17 protein-coding genes are annotated in these 19,674 nt (G+C 38.8%); 3 read left to right on the plus strand and 14 right to left on the minus strand.

Features of this window, described 5'->3' with window-relative positions; genetic code table 11:
- Positions 1–47: 47 nt before the first annotated feature.
- From FGM01_RS08530 to FGM01_RS08560, 7 genes are all read right to left on the minus strand, one after another.
- A complete protein-coding gene (locus tag FGM01_RS08530) occupies positions 48–608 on the minus strand; it encodes a TlpA family protein disulfide reductase (protein ID WP_143410753.1) in 561 nt (186 codons plus the stop codon).
- A 51-nt stretch (positions 609–659) separates the two neighbouring features.
- Positions 660–1,430, minus strand: a complete 771-nt coding sequence (locus FGM01_RS08535; RefSeq protein ID WP_208012719.1) for an XRE family transcriptional regulator — start codon at positions 1,428–1,430, stop codon at positions 660–662.
- Between the two features lie 584 nt (positions 1,431–2,014).
- Positions 2,015–4,282, minus strand: coding sequence for an aconitate hydratase (locus FGM01_RS08540; protein ID WP_143410754.1), 2,268 nt, complete (start codon positions 4,280–4,282; stop codon positions 2,015–2,017).
- Between the two features lie 176 nt (positions 4,283–4,458).
- Complete coding sequence (locus FGM01_RS14720) at positions 4,459–4,665, minus strand: PLDc N-terminal domain-containing protein (RefSeq protein ID WP_143410755.1); 207 nt, start codon at positions 4,663–4,665, stop codon at positions 4,459–4,461.
- A gap of 114 nt (positions 4,666–4,779) precedes the next feature.
- The gene (locus FGM01_RS08550) at positions 4,780–5,730 is read right to left on the minus strand and encodes an AAA family ATPase (RefSeq protein WP_143410756.1); all 951 of its coding nucleotides are present in this window, start codon (positions 5,728–5,730) and stop codon (positions 4,780–4,782) included.
- A gap of 8 nt (positions 5,731–5,738) precedes the next feature.
- Positions 5,739–7,187: a peptidylprolyl isomerase gene (locus tag FGM01_RS08555; protein WP_143410757.1), complete on the minus strand. Its 1,449-nt coding sequence runs from the start codon at positions 7,185–7,187 to the stop codon at positions 5,739–5,741.
- Positions 7,150–8,010, minus strand: a complete 861-nt coding sequence (locus FGM01_RS08560; RefSeq protein ID WP_341478031.1) for a peptidyl-prolyl cis-trans isomerase — start codon at positions 8,008–8,010, stop codon at positions 7,150–7,152. Before FGM01_RS08560 ends, FGM01_RS08555 begins: the two co-directional genes overlap by 38 nt.
- 194 nt (positions 8,011–8,204) lie before the next feature.
- On the opposite strand from FGM01_RS08560, the gene FGM01_RS08565 reads away from it, so the two are divergent.
- Together FGM01_RS08565 and FGM01_RS08570 are read left to right on the plus strand one after the other, a co-directional pair.
- Complete coding sequence (locus tag FGM01_RS08565; RefSeq protein WP_143410759.1) at positions 8,205–8,657, plus strand: SRPBCC family protein; 453 nt, start codon at positions 8,205–8,207, stop codon at positions 8,655–8,657.
- 70 nt (positions 8,658–8,727) lie between these two features.
- Positions 8,728–9,261 (plus strand): OmpH/Skp family outer membrane protein, encoded by a 534-nt coding sequence (locus FGM01_RS08570; protein WP_143410760.1) that lies wholly within the window; start codon positions 8,728–8,730, stop codon positions 9,259–9,261.
- Between the two features lie 65 nt (positions 9,262–9,326).
- Here FGM01_RS08570 and guaB read toward each other — a convergent pair whose 3' ends face one another.
- Positions 9,327–10,799, minus strand: coding sequence for an IMP dehydrogenase (gene guaB, locus FGM01_RS08575; RefSeq protein WP_143410761.1), 1,473 nt, complete (start codon positions 10,797–10,799; stop codon positions 9,327–9,329).
- 217 nt (positions 10,800–11,016) lie between these two features.
- Between guaB and FGM01_RS08580 the strand changes: the two genes are divergently transcribed.
- Positions 11,017–11,259: a hypothetical protein gene (locus FGM01_RS08580; protein WP_143410762.1), complete on the plus strand. Its 243-nt coding sequence runs from the start codon at positions 11,017–11,019 to the stop codon at positions 11,257–11,259.
- Here the strand turns inward: FGM01_RS08580 and FGM01_RS08585 are convergent, their stop codons facing one another.
- From FGM01_RS08585 to FGM01_RS08610, 6 genes are all read right to left on the minus strand, one after another.
- Positions 11,260–13,722: a TonB-dependent receptor gene (locus FGM01_RS08585; RefSeq protein ID WP_143411059.1), complete on the minus strand. Its 2,463-nt coding sequence runs from the start codon at positions 13,720–13,722 to the stop codon at positions 11,260–11,262. It abuts the gene before it with no gap.
- Positions 13,703–15,067 carry an HTTM domain-containing protein gene (locus FGM01_RS08590; RefSeq protein WP_143410763.1) on the minus strand — a complete coding sequence of 455 codons (1,365 nt, stop codon included), beginning with the start codon at positions 15,065–15,067 and terminating at the stop codon, positions 13,703–13,705. Before FGM01_RS08590 ends, FGM01_RS08585 begins: the two co-directional genes overlap by 20 nt.
- A gap of 10 nt (positions 15,068–15,077) precedes the next feature.
- Positions 15,078–16,178 carry an imelysin family protein gene (locus FGM01_RS08595; protein ID WP_143410764.1) on the minus strand — a complete coding sequence of 367 codons (1,101 nt, stop codon included), beginning with the start codon at positions 16,176–16,178 and terminating at the stop codon, positions 15,078–15,080.
- 52 nt (positions 16,179–16,230) lie between these two features.
- Positions 16,231–17,439 (minus strand): DUF4856 domain-containing protein, encoded by a 1,209-nt coding sequence (locus FGM01_RS08600; protein WP_143410765.1) that lies wholly within the window; start codon positions 17,437–17,439, stop codon positions 16,231–16,233.
- 131 nt (positions 17,440–17,570) lie between these two features.
- A complete protein-coding gene (locus FGM01_RS08605) occupies positions 17,571–18,434 on the minus strand; it encodes a hydroxymethylglutaryl-CoA lyase (RefSeq protein WP_143410766.1) in 864 nt (287 codons plus the stop codon).
- 169 nt (positions 18,435–18,603) lie between these two features.
- Entirely contained in the window at positions 18,604–19,626 is a 1,023-nt protein-coding gene (locus FGM01_RS08610) for a quinone-dependent dihydroorotate dehydrogenase (protein WP_143410767.1), read from the minus strand.
- Between the last annotated feature and the right edge of the window lie 48 nt (positions 19,627–19,674).

A 19,674-nucleotide genomic window follows, 5' to 3' on the forward strand; every position in this document is an offset into this window, starting at 1 on the left:
CGATATAATTATTCTCTTAATGTATCCAGAAATAGGGGAATTAAGATCTATTCGGCTATGAGTTCATCGAGGGTATTTCTAAAACTATCACTATTCCAGTCTGCCGCTCCAACTTTATCCACGACAATACTACCATCTTTTGCAATAACATATGTTGTTGGCAAAGTTCTTCCATCCATAGGTTCAGGAGCCCTGGTAAGCATTTTATAGGCCGGAAGATCGAACCTCTTGCGCTTCATGAAATTTTCTACCGTTTGATGCTGCTCTCCAGATACAAACAGGAATTTCACCTTCCCTTCGTAATCCATATACAGGTCCTGGAAACTTGGCATTTCAGCTATACAGGGCGCGCACCAGGTAGCCCAAAAATTTACGATAATCACCTCATTCCTGAATTCTGAAAATTCTGTCCTTTGGCCCCGGTTGCTCTCCAGTATCCAGTTGTAATCTGCAATCGCAATTCTATCATCCTCATCATTTACCGCTGGGGCAAAAGAAATTAATTTATTTACAAAGATCTGAATGGGTTTCCTGGTCTGCGGAATAATCATTGCCAGGATGATGACAATAATAATTATGTTGGACCACTGATTTTTGAAGATTTTCATTGACTATATTATTCCCTGTAAAGAACGGGAAAAACCTTCTTTTCTCAAATTCTAAGAGTCGTTTTTGGAACTAAGAATCGTGAGTTTTTTATTCATGCTAAATAGCTCTTTCTTTAATAATTCAAGATCTTTCTCCAATGCATTGATTTTTCCTTTCCCGGAAATTTCATGGTATTGTACAAGACCACTACTAATCTTTCCCCTAATAATCATCAATTCCCGCACATCATCTATATTAATTTTTGCGCTGGTCTCAGTAGGGTAATCATTGTCATTTTCCAGGAGGAAAAAGCCAGATTCTGAAGATCTTTTAAATCGCCTCATATAAATTTGATCCCCGGTAACAACAAATACTGCGGTGCCATCCAGAATTTCATCTATTTTTTTATGATTTTGGCAAACAAGAATATCACCAGATAAAATGGTTGGAGTCATATTATTTGAGTTCACTTCAAACAGCTTGTGCTCTTCCACGGGATCAAAGCCGGGGACCCGAAACCAATCCTCCAGATCTGGAAAAAAATCATCACTCAAGTCGTTGACAAATTCGCTGTAGCGATGAGCCCTAATCAAAGGTACAAAACCGTTGGTACTGTCGACTTTAATATAATTACTATCACCCTTAAGAATATAATCTGTAGAAATATCATATAGCTTACTTAACTTAATAATATGATCTACAACAATACCATTTTGGGAGTTTTCTATGAGAGAATAGGCGGCCTGGGAAATAAATAAAATGTTCGCCACATGCGTTTGAGAATAATTATTTTCATTCCTCATTTTTTTTATTCTTCGACCTATTTCGGCTCTATGACTCATTTTTAATACTACTTCAGATTTAATAAAATTAGACTAATTACGCCCAAATAACGGGCATACTTTTTAGTTAAAAATGATTTATAATTATAAATCATAATTCCATTCCAGGTCATAATTTTTAATGCTACTGAAAGTTGAAAAATGTCCTTTCTAGGGATTAAATTTGAATTGGACTCTAAATTTTCAGAGCTCACGAAGTTGCACATGAAGAGAATTATTCTCTATCGAGAAAAGAAAATGCGTTGCAGGTAGTATAGTTTAAAACATTAGTAATTAAAAGGTACGAAATGATATTGGTCTTTGAGCCATTCCAGCTTCTTTTAATTTTTAAGATACCCTGTCTCAACAATAAAAATTGTGGCCCCAATTCATATACTTATGTTGACTATTTGTAAAAATAAGTGCAGAAACTTGTGTCTGGATTTTTTGTAGGGATTTCAGATTTACGGTTAGCTAGTTGCTTTCGACCTAATTTTAATTAAGTTTTTGCATGGGGCTACTTATTAATTAGTTTAATAACTAGCATAAAAAAACCTCCAGATCTAAAAATCTGGAGGTTTTTGATATCAATAAGGCTGCCTGAATTAAGCCGCGTTCTGCTTTTTAATAAGATTAAGAGCCGAACCATGCTTATACCACTCGATCTGAGGAGCATTGTATGTATGATTAGCCTTGATCGTATCTTTAGTTCCATCTGCATGAACGATCTCTATCGTTAATGGCTTGTCTGGAGCAAAGCTTTCAAGATCTACAAAGTTGAAGGTATCATCTTCCTGGATAAGATCGTAATCGTTCTCATTTGCGAAAGTAAGACCTAGCATTCCTTGTTTTTTAAGGTTTGTCTCGTGGATACGGGCGAAAGATTTCACCAATACCACTTTAACACCTAAGTGTCTTGGCTCCATGGCAGCATGCTCTCTGGAAGAACCTTCACCATAGTTATGATCTCCTACCACAACTGTAGGAATACCATTTGCCTTGTATTCTCTCTGTACTGCAGGTACACCGTCGTACTCACCAGTTAACTGGTTCTTTACAAAATTTGATTTTTTATTGAAAGCGTTAATCGCACCGATCAAACAGTTGTTGGAAATATTGTCCAGGTGACCTCTGTAACGTAACCATGGTCCAGCCATAGAGATATGGTCTGTAGTACATTTACCCCATGCTTTGATTAGAAGTTTCGCACCAGTAAGATTTTTTCCATCCCATGGTTCAAATGGAGTTAACAATTGCAGTCTTTCACTATCCTCAGCAACTTTCACCTCTACGGTACTTCCATCCTCGTTTGGAGCAATATAACCAGCATCCTCTACAGCGAAACCTTTTGTTGGAAGTTCAATTCCCTGTGGCTCGTCAAGCATTACTTCCTCACCATCCTCGTTCATCAATTTATCACGAGTAGGATCGAAATCCAGTCTACCTGAAATTGCAATTGCAGCAACCATTTCTGGCGAACCTACAAAGGCGTGTGTATTCGGGTTACCATCTGCTCTCTTAGAGAAGTTACGGTTGAAAGAGTGAACGATCGTGTTCTTTTCTTCACCTTTTCTATCTGAACGATCCCACTGGCCAATACATGGTCCACATGCGTTCGTAAAGATAGTTGCATCAAGATCTTCAAATATCTTAAGTAATCCGTCTCTCTCTGCAGTATATCTAATTTGCTCAGATCCCGGGTTAATACCGAAATCAGATTTTGCTTTTACTTTTTTATCTACGGCCTGTTTAGCGATAGAAGCTGCCCTGGTAAGATCTTCATAAGAAGAGTTTGTACAGGAACCTATTAGACCCCAGTCTACATTGATTGGCCAGTCATGTTCCTTAGCTTTAACTCCCATTTCAGAAATTGGAGTTGCAAGGTCTGGAGTAAACGGTCCGTTTAGGTGAGGCTTCAATTCATCTAAATTGATCTCGATCAATTCATCAAAATATTGCTCCGGATTTGCATAAACTTCATCATCACCAGTTAAATGCTCACGTACTTCGTCTGCTGCATCAGCCACATCTGCACGATTGGTAGCTCTCAGGTAACGCTCCATAGAGTCGTCATATCCAAAAGTAGAAGTGGTTGCACCTACTTCAGCTCCCATATTACAGATTGTACCTTTACCGGTACAGGATAAATTACGTGCTCCTTCACCAAAATATTCAATGATTGCACCAGTACCACCTTTTACAGTTAAGATACCTGCTACTTTAAGAATAACATCTTTAGAGGAAGTCCATCCGGAAAGTTTTCCGGTTAACTTAACTCCAATTAGCTTAGGGAATTTAAGCTCCCATGGCATACCTGCCATCACATCTACAGCATCTGCTCCACCAACTCCAATGGCAACCATTCCTAATCCACCTGCATTTACAGTGTGGGAATCTGTACCAATCATCATTCCTCCAGGGAAGGCATAATTTTCAAGAACTACCTGGTGAATAATACCAGCACCTGGTTTCCAGAATCCAATTCCATACTTATTAGATACCGATTCCAGAAAATCAAAAACCTCGCTACTACTCTTGTTAGCTGACTGTAGATCTATCGCCGCTCCCATTTTCGCCTGGATAAGGTGATCACAATGTACCGTCGTAGGAACTGCAACCTGCTTTTTACCCGCCTGCATGAATTGCAATAAAGCCATTTGCGCAGTCGCATCCTGACAAGCAATTCTATCTGGTGAGAATTCTACATAATCCTTACCTCTGGTGAAAGCTTCTTTGGCTTTGCCATCCCATAAGTGAGAATAAAGGATCTTTTCTGAAAGTGTCAAAGGCTTTCCAACAACTTCACGTGCAGTGTTTACACGCTCGGCCATTTGGCTATACACCTTTTTAATCATATCAATATCGTATGCCATATTCTGTTTAATTTATGTTCTAAAAAAGTCTTGCAAAAATAGGAATTTTAAAGGGAATTTGAAAATTAGAAGTGATACTCAGAATTTAGTATAAATAATTTCTGAAATTATAATTTTTACCAAGAAAAATTCAGTAAAAATCAATTTAAAGTTGAAAAATTGAGAATCTGTCAATTTTACTTAATAAGACGGGCATTTTTAAATTTATTATCTGCCAGATGAAGAAGATTTTTTCGTCTGTAGATATAAACAATGGGAGCAATAAATGGAACTAATATCATCGACAATATCCAGAAAGTCTTATCTCTTATTTTTTGCCTCACCATATCTATTAAGATAACTAACCAAAAGATGACAAGTAAAATATTGGAAGCTCTGATCACTAAATCACTATTTTCACTATCCAGGTTCAAAATGTTCGTAAATATGGATGAGCCAAAAAGAACTTAGAAAGCTATACTGATTAGTAATTTATGCTTAACGATAAACTTCATTCCTTAAAAAAGCTTTTGAATGATCTCCTCCTCGGTAATCCCTTCAGCTTCTGCTTTATAGTTTTTAATGATCCTGTGACGCAGAATGCCATAAGCAACAGCCTGCACGTCTTCTATATCTGGAGAAAATTTACCATTTACTGCAGCGTGAGTTTTTGCGGCCATGATTAGATTTTGAGAGGCTCGTGGACCTGCACCCCAATCAACATAATTCTTGATAAGATCTGGGGCACCATTTAACGGCCTGGTTTTCCCTACTAATCTTACCGCATATTCCACAACATTATCTGGCACCGGAATTCTGCGAATCACATGTTGTATATCTGAAATTTCCCGGGCTGTAAATAATGGATTTACAACTTGAAATTCATCAGCCGTGGTCGTTTTAACCACATCTACCTCTTCCTCAAAACTGGGATAATCCAGTTTTATAGCGAACATAAACCTGTCCAGTTGAGCTTCAGGTAAAGGATACGTCCCTTCCTGCTCAATAGGGTTTTGGGTGGCCAGTACAAAATAAGGAAGATCAAGTTTATAATGGTGTCCCGCTACAGTAACCGCTCTTTCCTGCATAGCTTCTAAAAGCGCCGCCTGGGTTTTGGGGGGTGTTCTGTTTATCTCATCTGCCAGGAGAATGTTGGTAAAGACCGGGCCTTTGATAAATTTAAATTTCCTGTTCTCATCCAGGATCTCAGAACCAAGAATATCACTAGGCATGAGATCTGGTGTGAACTGAATTCTTTTAAAATTAAGACCTAAGGCCTGGGCAATTGTGTTAACCATTAAGGTTTTAGCAAGCCCTGGCACGCCAATAAGCAATGAATGACCACCGGAGAAAATAGATAGCAGGATCTGGTTTACCACCTCTTCCTGTCCCACAATTACTTTTGCAATCTCCCTTTTGAGATCGCCGTGCTTATCTACTAATTTTTCTACCAGTGCTACATCAGACATGTTATCTTTTAGTTTTTAACCCAATCGCTTGTATAATCACAATCGCGGTATTTACCATTTACCTTAATATAGGTATCGGTAATTTTCTCCTTTTGCCATTTCTCTATAGCATCCAATTGTTTATCACGAAGAGCTAGTTCTTTAATCTTCTGAAAATCTGTGGCATAATCTGCCTCGTGTTCTTCTATTTTTTTGGTAACCTTAATCAATTTAAATTGTGGTCTTCCCGTTCTATCCTGCTGTCTTAACACCAATGATACTTCACCCTCTTCAAGGCTCTCCACCTGCTTGAACAATTCAGGGTCTATTTTGGTCAATTCGAACCTGGTATCCCCGGTACGTGGATTGATAAGTTTCCCTCCTTCATTTTTCGTTTCTTCTTCATCTGAAGCCTCCCTGGCTGCTGCCGCAAATTCTATATTTCCAGCCACGATCTTACTTCTCAAGGTGTCAATCTCTTTTCTGGCCTTCTCTACAGATGCATTTGTAACATCAGGGATCAAAAGAATATGTCTCAATTCTACCGTCTGTCCCCTGATCTTGTCTACCTGGATAATATGGTATCCAAATTCTGTTTCAAATGGGTCACTTACTTCACCTTCCTGAAGACTGAATGCTACATCTTTAAATTCCTTTACAAAAGCATCTTTCCTGGTCAGGGTAATTCTCCCACCATCTGAAGCAGTTCCGGGATCCTGAGAATAAAGTACGGCTTTTGTAGAGAAACTCGCGCCATTATCTTCAATATCTGCCTTGAATTCATTAAGCCTGTCAATTATTTTTTTCTTTTCAGCTTCAGGAATTTCAGGTTCTATAACAATCTGAGAAAGCTCTACCTCTGTTCCGAACATAGGCTTTTCCTCCATTTTATTATAATATTGTCGTACCTCTTCAGGAGTAATTTCAATTTCCTCAATGATCTTCTGTTGCATTCTTTGAGTTAACTGGCTCTGCTTAGTAAGATCGAAGATCTCTTTTCTAAGCTCTTCTTCGCTATCCTTATTATAGAACTCAAGAATTTTTTCCATAGAACCTGCCTGTTGCGCGAGACCCTGTAATCTTTGATCTACGATTCCGTTGATCTGGGCATCAGAAATTATGATACTATCCTGTATGGCATGATGGGCATAAAGTTTGTTTTCCATCAGTGAGCCGGCCAGATTACAGTCTGTAACTTCTGAAGTTGACATTCCCTGGCTTTGCATATCCTTATACATTAAATCGATATCACTTTCCAGAATAATATATTCGCCGATAACGGCCGCGATCCCATCTACCTTTTTCCTTTGATTTCCCTGCTGGCTTTTTTCCACCTGCTTTACCTCAGCATCAGGCTGAATGGAAGTACTGTCTGTAACGATCACTTCCTGACCGTATCCAAGAGTGGAAAGCATAACACCGAAGCCTGCTAAAACAGGTTTAATCGAAAATTTCAAATTCATTATTCTTAATTGCATCTTTAGTAATATCTTTTTCTAATTCCTTAATTAACGCCTGTTTGCGCTTATTCAGCAAAATTTCTCGTATGGTTGCCGAGGCGTATTCTATTGGCGCCTGCTCATTACGGCTTAGAACGTCATTTACGTACACAAGATACACATTTAGTGAATCCTGTAATTCCATAAAATTAGATTTCTTAAGCAAGCTAGAACGATCCTCTACAGAAAGTGGACCAATCTTATCATAAACTGTTTTTGTTTTAACCCAGACAGAGTCATTCATAGAATAATTCTTGAACTGTATAGCCATATTCAAAAGGTCTTCCTGATCTTCCTGATTGAATCTTTTGAATTTAGTTTTAACCTCATCGAGATTATTACTGTTTCTGGCCAGGTTAATATATCTGAGTTTTACCAAATCCTCTCCCAGGATAAAATTTTCTTTATTCTGTTCATAATAAACAAGAATTTCTTCGCGATTAAGGGAAGTATCCAGGTCCCGGGTTACTACAGCATCGGTATACGCATTTGTATAAAGTTCGTTGCGATAATTCTTAACTAACTCGTCAAATTCTTTTTGCTGAGTATCTGGCAAATTAAGTTCTGCCCTATCTATCAATAATTGCTGAGTTGCCCAGCGGGTTATATAATTTGAAACGATGATCGCACTATCTTCAGGTGAAGTGTTCTCATTGATAAGAGCGTTTATATCCTCTTCATAAAGATATGATTCATTGACCCGAACCACGACCTTGCGGTCATCTGTCTGTCTAAAATAATCGCAGCTGAACAGGGTCAAGCCAATAAGAACTAAAATAAATCTGCTAAAAGTGTTCTTCAAAATCCGGTTTTTTAGCATTTCTCAATTTAAATGCCAGAAGAGAAATTATTAAGTCAAAAAATCTCTTTCGCGCAAAAATAAGAATTACTTAAGGTTCTGCAAGCTAAAGCCATAACGAAAACAGCAGATTTAAATTATAATTTCTAAAGTATTTAATTCCGCATTATCTTTAAAAATCAACAAACCAATGAATTATGAAATATTATGAAGAAATCGTTATAAATAAACCCCGGAAGGAGGTGGTTGCCAAGTTCTCTGACCCCGATAATCTGAAGCACTGGCAAAAAGGATTTGTGTCTATAAAACCCATTAATGGTCTTCCGGGAGAAGAGGGATCACAGAACCTGTTGAAATACATCATGGGAAAGCGGGAAGTAGAGATGACCGAGACTATTCTGAAAAATAACTTACCCGATGAATTTAGCGCTACTTACGAAGCTAAAGGTGTATACAATTACCAGATCAATAAATTTACTCCAACCATGGAAAAAACCACCCTTTGGAATTCATATAACGAATTTGAATTTAGTGGATTCATGAAAATATTCGGGTGGTTCATGCCTGGAGCATTTAAAAAACAATCGAGAAAATATATGGAAGATTTTAAAGCCTTTGTAGAAGATGAAAAAAGCGTCCTAGATGACTGATGGCATTTTTGAAATAAAAAAATAGCTATATTTTCCTCAGCCTGTTATATTTGCGAAAAAATATCACCAAATGAAACGATTAAGTATAGTAATTCTATTGATGTTCGTCGCATTCTCATCAAATGCACAATCTAAAATCGGTACCATCGATGCCGAATATATCCTTGCCCAGTTACCGGAATCTTCTGAAGTAACTAAAAATCTTGAAGCTTACAATGCAGAGCTTCAGGCCGAGTTAGAGTCCAACATCAAAAAGTATGAAGATCTTGTAAAAGACTACCAGGAAACCGTAGAAACTATGAATGACACGGTTAAAAAAGAAAAAGAAGATGCGATCATCGAACTGGAAAACAACATTAAAAACTTCCGCCAGAAAGCATCTGTAATGATTCAGGTAAAAAGAAATGAGCTAAACGGGCCATTATACGAAAAAATAGATGCGGCCATGAAAAAGGTAATTTCAGAGGGAGGTTACACCCAAATATTTCATTCGGGAGCGAGTGGCCTGGCATTTTCCAGAGCAGAGGATGATATTACCCAAAAAGTAATGAACGTACTTGGGGTAGAGGCGAAACCTGCTGCAGGCGAGACCACGAATAATTAATTATTTTAGAAAATAGTCATAAAAAAAGCCCTGAAAATTTTCAGGGCTTTTTATTGCTTATATATCTACCTGCTGTAATTAGGTGATTCTTTAGTAATGGTGACATCATGCGGGTGGCTCTCATGAACCCCGGCAGCAGTTATCCTTACAAATTTACCGGTTTCCTTAAGCGTCTCCACATCTTTAGCTCCGCAGTAACCCATACCGGCCTTTAGACCTCCAATGAATTGGTGTATGCTTTCCTCCAGATCTCCTTTATAGGGAACTCTACCTACGATCCCTTCAGGGACCAGCTTTTTAATATCATCTTCCACATCCTGGAAATAACGGTCTTTAGAACCTTTTTCCATCGCTTCAACAGAACCCATTCCGCGGTAAGATTTGAACTTTCTACCTTCAAATATTATGGTCTCTCCGGGAGATTCCTTGGTTCCGGCAAGTAAAGATCCCAGCATCACACAATCTGCTCCCGCAGCAAGTGCTTTGGGTATGTCTCCAGTATACCTGATTCCGCCATCTGCAATAACAGGTACACCAGAACCTTTAATAGCTGCGGCAACTTCCAGTACAGCAGAAAATTGCGGAAAACCAACCCCGGCAACAACCCTGGTAGTACATATAGAACCCGGGCCAATACCTACTTTTACCGCATCTGCACCGGCATCTACAAGATATTTTGCTGCCTCTGCGGTAGCAATATTACCCACCACTACCTGAAGAGTTTCAAATTTCTTTTTTACATCCTTTAGTACCTTTACCACACCTTTAGTGTGACCGTGAGCAGTATCTATGATAACGGCATCAACCCCGGCATTTACCAAAGCCTCTACCCTTTCTACAGCATCACCGGTAACTCCAACAGCTGCAGCCACTCTCAACCTTCCAAAAGCATCTTTATTTGCCATTGGTTTCTGGGTAAGTTTGGTAATGTCCCTAAAGGTGATAAGACCTACTAATTTCAGGTCTTTATTGATCACAGGTAATTTTTCGATCTTATTCTCCTGCAGAATATCCTCTGCGTCTTCCAAAGATGTTCCTTCAGAAACCGTAACCAGGTTTTCTGAAGTCATCACTTCTGCAATGGGGCGGTTAAGATTTTTCTCAAATCTAAGGTCCCTGTTGGTTACTATTCCAAGTAATTTACCATCTTCGTCTACTATAGGAATACCACCAATACTATGTTCACGCATGGATTCTTTGGCATCTCTCACCTTTGCCGAAATTTGCAAGGTAACAGGGTCTATGATCATACCGCTTTCGGCACGCTTCACTTTACGCACTTTAAGAGCCTGCTGCTCAATAGTCATGTTTTTATGCAAAACTCCTATTCCTCCTTCGCGGGCCATGGCTATCGCCATGCGCGATTCTGTAACCGTATCCATTGCCGCTGAGACAATTGGAACGTTAATTGGAATATTTCGGGTGAATTTGGATTGAATACTTACTTCTCTCGGGAGTACTTCAGAATACGCCGGCACTAACAATACGTCATCGTAAGTGAGTGCGTCGCCAAGTATTTTTGAATCGTGTGCGGTCATTGCAATTAAGGATTTAATTGCATGCAAATATAGGGTTAATAAGTGAGAAAACAGGTGCTTATATGTTAAGAGAACCTAAACTTATATTCTATTAGTACTGGCAACACTTTACAGTTAAAAAGGAATAATTTAAGCATATAAAAAACTGTGCACAAGCAATTTATATTGCTTCTAAAAGTCCCGGGTCGTAAATTTAGATTAAGTAAAATTCGGGATCATGAGTATTAGATTAGGAAATAGTTGCATGAACTGCGAAAGGTTCAGAAATGATTACTGTACAAAACACCAAACCAGTGTTGGCTATCAGCATACCTGCGATAGTTTCAAAATGAAAGCAGAGATCAGGAATGAACCAAACTGTCTTAACTGCAGCAGGTACCATTCGCCAACATGTGCGAATCCTAAAAAAGCGGCACCTGGAATGTTATGCAGTCACTGGGCACCGCAGGCCAATGCGTAATTAAAGTTTTATCTGCAAGGTCGTATACCAGGTTACAGGTTGTGCGGGAATGATCCCGGGGCCGGGATAGCCTGTGGCCCTGCGCGTGAAATAAGAATTGTCGAGTAAATTGTTGATCCCGGCTTCGAGTTTAAATTTACCAAGGCTGTAGGAAGCAGAGAGATCCATGATGCCATAAGCAGGTACTTCTCCTTCGATTCCCCTGTTATTTTCAAACCTGTCCTGTGGAGCATTGGTAGCATCGGTATACTGGCTGGATAAATAGGTATGTTGTAAACCTGCGAGGAAATTTTTATATCCAAAATAAAGACCGGTCTTTAAATTGATTTCCGGAATAAATTCTACTTCGTTTCCTTCAACATTTATCTGTTCAGACTTTATATATTCAGACCTCGTAAAAGCGGCATTGACAAAAGCATTTAGTTTATAGTTCTCTGTCGATTCAAAGAAACTGTTGCTTATGTTCCAGTCAACAAAGGTTTCCACACCATAGATAAAAGCATCCCCAATATTCCCTCTGAATCTTACCAATCTACCAGTTTCCTCCAATTGGCCCTCTGCGTTCACACGCTCTTCCGGTCTTAGCACTTCACCAATACGATCATTATATTTTAAGGCAAACAGGCTGGCATCGTAAGAAATAATATTTTTCATTCGACCACGTATACCAAGGTCAGACGTAAAACCCTCTTCATCATTGATGTTTGGGTCTACCTGGAAACTTGGGTTCACTACCCTTATATCATTAAAAGTTACCGAGCGATAATTTTGGGAAAGGTTCGCATACAGCTCATTGGAAGGATTCAGGTTATAACTGCTACCAATACCCAAGAGAAGGAAACTTCGGTCAAATTCACGATTATCTTCTATAGTTTCGTTCAGGAGAACATTCTCTGCGTTGTCTGTTATTATATTCTTATAAAATCCCTCAGCTTCAGTATTGATAAATTCAAATCTAAAGCCAGGAGTTACAGAGAAATTATTGGTTAGATTAAAGATATTTTCCCCAAAGATGGCAAGATTGGAATTGGGAAAATCAAATTCAGACTGTCTTTCATAATCCGGAAAACTAGCATTGGCGAATTCAAAATCAGGGCCCATAGCAGCACTTCCAGCGCCTTGCTGTTGCTGATTAAAAGCCTTATAAAATTTACTACCCAACAATAAAACAGATTCTTCCCCAAAGAGATCATACCTGGTAAGGACCCGTGCCTCTGCACCCCAGTTTGAAAAATCATCCACAAGTAGTTCCCGTGGTTCATCCGGATCATCTGCCTGGGCTACCCTGTTTTGCCTGAAACCTAAAGCCTTTCTTGTCGCATTTAGTCCAAAAACATTCAGACTAAAATCTGTTCTATCTGAAATTTGATGTTCTAATTTCAAGGCAAAAAGATTCCAGTTCACATCAAACCAGTTTCGAGGACGATTGCTGAAATCTGGATCACGATAGAACTGAAAATCGGTTAATCCTCCCGGCTGCTGGGCCAGATAATCCTGGTAGGTATATTCAAAACTTATCTTTGTACGGTCGTTGAATTTCCACCCCAAATGTGCATAGGCATTATAAGAGTCATAGCCTGAATTTGGCCGGAACCCATTACCGGTTTTAAAGTTATAATACGTGTAATAACTAAATTTACCAACTGTTCCGCTTAAGCTATTAAAGCTTGTAAAGAGGTCGTAAGAGCCCAAAGACTGCCTTGAAATCAACTCTATTTTCTTATCTGGAACAGGCTCTTTAAATTTAAAATTAATGAGCCCTCCAAACTGAGTACCGTACTGCAAAGATGCTGCTCCACGAACTACCTGGATTTCACGAAGCGCTTCTGGTGGCGGAGTATAATAGCTTTCCGGGTAACCTAGGACATCTGCGGAAATATCATATCCATTCTGCCTCGTATTAAAATTCTGGGTTCTGTTTGGATCCAGCCCACGTCCTCCTATATTCAGCTGTAAACCGGCATCTCCATTATCATAAATATTAAGACCTACAACCTGGTTATAGATCTGCCTGGCATTATTGGCCGCCAGGTTTCCTGTAACCTTGTCCAGCAAAACAACCTCACTTTTTTTACCGGCATAAATAGCAGTTCCTTCTACCTTTCTTAATTTTCTAAGCGCAAAAATCTGTTCCCTCCTGTTTGTGATCATAACTTCGGTAAGGCTTTCTGCAAGGGGAGATAATTCAAAATCTACAGTCAGGTTCTTATCTACAGAAATTTCTCTTTCCATAATAGCATACTCATAGCTAAAAACCGCAAATTCATAATTACCTTCTTCAAGAGAAAGGATTTTATATTCTCCCTGCTGATTGGCTACGGTAAGTTTACCCGTGGTTTTATTCCAGATCTCTGCATTAGGCACAGGCTCTCCGGCAACGGAAGTTACTTTTCCTGAAATAGTAAACTGTGCGTTTGCCGCCAGGGCAATAAAGAAGAGTATACTAAAGACCTTTAATCTCATCATTAAATGGTAAAATGAATGTTTTGTGTTCAAAAGAGTCTGCAAAATTAAGCAAATTAACCTCGGGACTTATGTACGGTTCGCTTTTTCTGCCGTTCAGGCCTACATAGCTTTCCACATAAACCTCTATATTTTCATGACCTTGTTTTCTGAAATGATCGGCCAGAAAGTGCGCATATTCAAGAATAAAATCGGGCTGAAAAGACATTTGCTTTTCCTGAAAAGGAGTCAGGAAATCTGAATTATCCACATAGAACCTTTTCCCGGTCTCAGCATCTACTACCTTGAATTGAGCAAACCCTGCTTTTTCCATCAACATCACCCTCCAGGAAAACCTGAAACCCTCTTCAGTCCAGAATAATTCCCCTGGGTATGCCAGGTATCTCCACGGAAATAAAATTTGGATCGCGAAAAAGAGCACAATTACGAACCGAATAAATTTTATCTTTTTCGGCTTGTAAAAACAATACCTTCCATTATCAAAATAGCTTTTCTTGATCCTGAACCAGCTAGAGATTTTTCCAAGAATTCTATGATGTACTGGCGGAATAAAAAATATTAGAGCACTTACAATCATTATATATGGAAACATCCCAATTGGAAATAATACCCTGGTTAAAACATGGAAAATAATAACCAGAATAAAGGCCGGGAATCTGGTTCTTTTCCAGAGAAGCAGAAAAGGAATCAACAGATCGTATAGCATTCCGCTCCAGCTAAAGGCGTAGTGCACCCACTCCTGCTGCATCAAATCACCCAGCAGTGGAATATCATATTTAGAAGGCAACCAGATTTTGAGAGGCATCGCCCGGATCAACCAGTCTGAATTTATTTTGGCAAGACCGGCATAAAAATAAACGATCGCCAGGAGTAATTTGATAGAGTCTATGAACCAGGCCGGTATCCTTTGAAAGGACAGGTTATTATTCCTCCAGGCGTCCAGTGAATAATAGACATGTGCAGGAAGAAAGATCATCAAAAAACTTAGAATGCTTATAAAATAATAATGGTTTAGGTAGGTGGTTTTATCCATGAGCTCGATATAGGTGAAGCTCAGGAAAAAAGTTACAATAGCTATGCGGTATTTAAAACCAAGCGCCACGAAAAGTGCTGCCAGGCCACAAATGATAAAAAGTAAATAGGTGAAATCGCCAAGCGGTTTCACCCATTCAAATCCATAATAACTAAAATGAAATTTTGGTGTTATATAGAGTTTTTCGATCCATCCATTCAGCCAGAAACGTATAATACTCGCCAGCATCATAATCCCAAAACCTATTCTGAATACAGCTAGTGGAGCAGCATCAGAATAGGTGTTGAAATATTTAGTAATGGATGATCTCATCTATCAGAGACTAGTCCCCATCTGAATCTACGTAGTTAATACTTATAGAAAGTGCCTGTACCATATCCAGCTTAAGCAGAACCACTATTTTCTGAAGTTCATCGTAAGCACCAAGCATCAATGTATTATTAGTTTGAACCTGATTTTTAAGACTCGAATCTAATTTTGTTGCCTGAGATTTAACAGCAGCGAACTGAGCGGTAATGTCTTCGGCAAGATCACCTCTATCCAAAAATTCAAGATATTGTTTAAAACTGCTTCCGGCCTGCCCTCCATTAAAAGATCTCCCGTTAAAGAAGTCTACCGTGCTTTGAACCGCTTTTAAATAAAGCTCTTTAGATAGATCGTTCGAGTAATATGCTTCAGCATTTATAGGCGATGGTGTACCTGTGAACACCCCAGAAGGATATCCAATCTTCCCTGAGCGTAGGAAAGTTTCGAAATACATGATGTATTTATTGGTTAGCTTATCAACCGAACCTGTACTGGAAGAGCTGGTATTACTAACAAAAGTATCCCGGTAATCTCCCTGCCATGATGTATTCACTTTTTCTGTTAGGGAATTAATTCTTTTTGAAACATCCAGAAGATAATTTCTATAATTTTCTGAAGAGTATTTGGCAACGATCTCAGCGTTATTATCTCCAATACCATTAATCAGGTAATCCAGCGCAGGGAAACCCTGTTCCTTAAAACTGGATGGTAATTCAAGGTTATATGAACCACTGGCGATCTTATTATCAACCTCTGCCGCTGCCAGGGGATAAGTGTTTAAGAAACGACGAAAACCAAGCTCCTCTGCCTTTCCTATATCGAACATTGCCACGGTCTGGAATTCAAGATAAGAACTTTCATACTGACTTCTTAAAGCTACCAGGTTCTCCTCTGTTGGATCTGAGGTAAATGTCGTGGTAAGGTCTTCTAATTGCTGCGTTGAACTTTTAAAATTGTCAAAAGCCGGGACGATGATATTATCTGCCCAGTTTTCTAACATCGCTCCACGATCAAAAGAATCGGTTTCATTACCATTATTTACATTTCCATCATCTTCTTTAGAACAGGCTGTAAAAAGTAAGGTAACGATCAATAAAAATTTTGAAATCCTAATCATAGTTTAATTTTTAAAAACCGGAGCAGAGCAGATCATACTCCGGCTAATTGTTTTATTCAGCTGCTTCTGCAACACTAAGGCCAAAAGCCGCAGCGATCTCTTCAGAAATGCTATCCAGTGTCTCTGGTGTTACATCCCAAAAACCGTTTCCTGCTAACAACTGCTCCTTGAACATATCTATTTTTTCTTTAGACAGGTAAGGCATGTTAGTTCCTGGCTTATTGGTAAATCTTAGACTATAAATAAATCCAAATCCTTCAGAAAGGTCATGGAAAGCTCCGCCGTAATCGTTTGCTGCAAGAGCATTTTTACCGGCTTGCATATAATAAATCGCTCTTATCCCTATTATTTGAGAAATATTCTCACGGATGATGGCTATCTGTGCATCACGGGTTTCATAATCTCCCGCTACAATGGCCGCACGACCAGTTTTGAAAGCTTCAAAAGTTTCTTCAGCGATACCTGCATAATCCTCATCTCCCTCTACTCTTCCCATATATTTGAAAAGCAGGTCATCCTCATTATTACCTAAAGCTGAATTTGGATCTTCAGAAGGTATGGAAGGATCTCCATACAAATATCCGTAGGCTTCATCCCATTTATGCTCCATAGTGGTATACAACTTACCTTCTTCAAGTATCTCCTGATCATTATTCGTGCGATTATCACCTTCATCAAGAACAGCAGTGGACAGGTAGTTATTTAACATTTGGTCTACCACAAGCCCACCAATTAAACTCTTGGCGAAAGCCTGGTCCATTTCAAGACCTTTTGAATTTACATATCTAACGGCATTACCATCGGCAATCTGACCGGCTTGCCCTGCCTCTGCCAACACATCCTTATTGGAAGCTACTTCATTCATCTGAACGCTGATCCAATTTTCAAAATCTGCTTTTATCTCTGCACTCTCTACATTGTTGGTAGAAAAGTAAAGATTAGAAGCAGCTACTTTAGATTTTATGCTTTTTGAAGATTCATTCAAACTTGGATTATCGAAAGGACTGTTCTCATTTGCGAACATATTGCTTAGAGACTCGGCAGAAACTTCATCGAATTTTGTAAAATCTGAAATAAGTTCAGAAGACATTTGCAACCTGGTAGTTTGACCACTATAACTTACTGTAGAATTATTATCTCTTTCAAAGGTGTAATTAACCGGAGTTTCAATTTGCTTAGCTCCGGGGGTAGGAGTATCGTCATTAGTACATGAAACTAGTGTAACTCCTCCTAATAATGCTGAAAATAACAGCTTCTTCATATTCGTTTATTTAGACTGGTTTAAAATAATTTCGGAGGCAAATATATTAACCGTCTTTTGTTACAGCAAGTTTATTTAGATTAATTTTAAATAACTTTTTCCAATAGTACTATAAATAGCTATAAAGCTTACTAATGATAGGCATTAAAAATCTTGGACGCCTCGTTATATGAAGACTCGAAACTGGTCATTTTAACATTAGAATCTGCCCTGGCAGCGTTAAAATAGGAAAGCATTTTTTCTGACGGCATATTGCCGGTTAGCTCATCTTTAGCCATGGGGCAACCACCAAAACCCTGAATTGCACCATCAAACCTGCGACAGCCAGCCTTGAATGCCGCATCCACTTTTTCATGCCATTTAGATGGGGTCGTATGCAGATGCGCACCGAATTCAATATTCGGATATTTTGGGATCAGGTTAGAAAACAAATAATCAATGATCTCTGGGGTAGAAGTACCCACCGTATCTGATAGCGATAGTATCTTTACTCCCATTGCCGCGAGTTTTTCTGTCCACTCCCCTACAATCTCCACATTCCAGGGGTCACCATAAGGATTTCCAAATCCCATACTTAAATAAGCGACCACCTCTTTTCCCGATCTATCTGCAATGTCCAGGATTTCCTGAAGTACCTCAACAGATTCAGCAATGGTTTTATGCGTATTACGCATCTGGAAGTTTTCTGAAATCGAAAAAGGATATCCCAGGTAATCTATTTCTTCGAATTGTGATGCATCTTCTGCGCCACGCGTGTTAGCAACAATTGCTAAAAGCTTACTCACAGTTTTTGAAAGATCGAGCAGGGAAAGAACCTCTGCCGTATCTTTCATTTGCGGAATTGCTTTCGGTGAGACGAAACTTCCAAAATCAATGGTATCAAAACCACAACGCAAAAGAGACTGAATATATTGAGCTTTCTTTTCAGTAGGAATAAATTCTCTTATTCCCTGCATAGCGTCCCGGGGACATTCGATTAATTTCACTTTCGCCATATGGCCAAAGATAGCATTTTAAAGAAAATCGAAAAAGAATATAGTTTTATTGATAATAATAAATTTCAACAGCCGAAAAGCTACCTTATTATGGTAATTCTTTAACAGGCAAGAACACAAAAAAGAAATTCTGCCAGCTATAATTTATAATCTGGCTGCAAATTTTAACCTATAATCCTTTCTGTAGGATCTTCTTATTGATCTCTTTTATCAAAGCCGGGCCTTCATAAACAAAACCGGTATAAAGCTGAATTAAACTCGCTCCGGCTTCTAGCTTTTCTATAGCATCATCTGCAGAGTGAATGCCTCCCACTCCAATTATTGGAAATGTCTTTCCACTTTTTTCAGAAAGAAACCGAATTACTTCGGTAGATCTACTGGTGAGCGGTTTACCGCTAAGACCGCCCATTTCATTCTTATTTTCTGATACAAGGCCATCCCTGGAGATCGTCGTATTTGTAGCGATCAACCCTGCTATTTTCGTTTCCTGAACAATTTCAATAATATCCATTAGCTGCTCATCAGTAAGATCTGGTGCAATTTTTAAAAGGATAGGTTTTGGAGACGGTTTCAACTCATTTTTCTTTTGTAGAGTATTTAAAAGATTTTTGAGTGGTTCTTTATCCTGAAGCTCTCTTAAATTAGGGGTGTTTGGTGAACTTACATTTACCACAAAATAGTTTACATGATCAAAAAGAGCTTCAAAACTATATACGTAATCATCTACCGCGTTCTCATTAGGAGTTATTTTGTTTTTACCAATATTACCTCCAATAAGCACATTTTTATTTTTCTTTAACCGCTCCACCATTTCCTCGACCCCATGATTATTAAAACCCATACGGTTGATAATAGCTGAATCTTCTTTAAGCCTGAAAAGACGTTGCTTTTCATTTCCCGGTTGTGGTTTGGGGGTTACCGTGCCCACCTCAATAAATCCAAATCCTAATGCTGAAAGTTCATTGTAAAGTTTGGCATCTTTATCAAAACCAGCGGCAAGGCCCACCGGATTTTTAAATTTAAGCCCGAATACTTCCCTTTCCAGCCTGGCGTCCTTCACTTCATATTTAGCTTTTAAAAAAGAAAGCGCACCCGGGATCCTGCAAAATCGCTTCAGGAAATTAAAGGTAAAATAATGCACCTCTTCAGGATCGAATTTGAATAATGCCGGTCTTAGTAATGACTTATACATTTCTGGAAAGTTTTGGCAAAAGTAATTTAAAATAGATAAATGTAAAGC

It is taken from the genome of Christiangramia sabulilitoris, from assembly GCF_007050985.1.
Lineage (GTDB): Bacteria > Bacteroidota > Bacteroidia > Flavobacteriales > Flavobacteriaceae > Christiangramia > Christiangramia sabulilitoris.

What these genes read in the sequence shown, in the direction of transcription:
- FGM01_RS08590 (WP_143410763.1), bottom strand. Translation starts at nt 15,067, where the DNA reads ATGAGATCATCCATTACTAAATATTTCAACACCTATTCTGATGCTGCT.
- FGM01_RS08550 (WP_143410756.1), bottom strand. Translation starts at nt 5,730, where the DNA reads ATGTCTGATGTAGCACTGGTAGAAAAATTAGTAGATAAGCACGGCGAT.
- FGM01_RS08585 (WP_143411059.1), bottom strand. Translation starts at nt 13,722, where the DNA reads ATGAGATTAAAGGTCTTTAGTATACTCTTCTTTATTGCCCTGGCGGCA.
- FGM01_RS08535 (WP_208012719.1), bottom strand. Translation starts at nt 1,430, where the DNA reads ATGAGTCATAGAGCCGAAATAGGTCGAAGAATAAAAAAAATGAGGAAT.
- FGM01_RS08565 (WP_143410759.1), top strand. Translation starts at nt 8,205, where the DNA reads ATGAAATATTATGAAGAAATCGTTATAAATAAACCCCGGAAGGAGGTG.
- FGM01_RS08580 (WP_143410762.1), top strand. Translation starts at nt 11,017, where the DNA reads ATGAGTATTAGATTAGGAAATAGTTGCATGAACTGCGAAAGGTTCAGA.
- FGM01_RS08530 (WP_143410753.1), bottom strand. Translation starts at nt 608, where the DNA reads ATGAAAATCTTCAAAAATCAGTGGTCCAACATAATTATTATTGTCATC.
- FGM01_RS08610 (WP_143410767.1), bottom strand. Translation starts at nt 19,626, where the DNA reads ATGTATAAGTCATTACTAAGACCGGCATTATTCAAATTCGATCCTGAA.
- FGM01_RS08605 (WP_143410766.1), bottom strand. Translation starts at nt 18,434, where the DNA reads ATGGCGAAAGTGAAATTAATCGAATGTCCCCGGGACGCTATGCAGGGA.
- FGM01_RS08600 (WP_143410765.1), bottom strand. Translation starts at nt 17,439, where the DNA reads ATGAAGAAGCTGTTATTTTCAGCATTATTAGGAGGAGTTACACTAGTT.
- FGM01_RS08570 (WP_143410760.1), top strand. Translation starts at nt 8,728, where the DNA reads ATGAAACGATTAAGTATAGTAATTCTATTGATGTTCGTCGCATTCTCA.
- guaB (WP_143410761.1), bottom strand. Translation starts at nt 10,799, where the DNA reads ATGACCGCACACGATTCAAAAATACTTGGCGACGCACTCACTTACGAT.
- FGM01_RS08595 (WP_143410764.1), bottom strand. Translation starts at nt 16,178, where the DNA reads ATGATTAGGATTTCAAAATTTTTATTGATCGTTACCTTACTTTTTACA.
- FGM01_RS08555 (WP_143410757.1), bottom strand. Translation starts at nt 7,187, where the DNA reads ATGCAATTAAGAATAATGAATTTGAAATTTTCGATTAAACCTGTTTTA.
- FGM01_RS08540 (WP_143410754.1), bottom strand. Translation starts at nt 4,282, where the DNA reads ATGGCATACGATATTGATATGATTAAAAAGGTGTATAGCCAAATGGCC.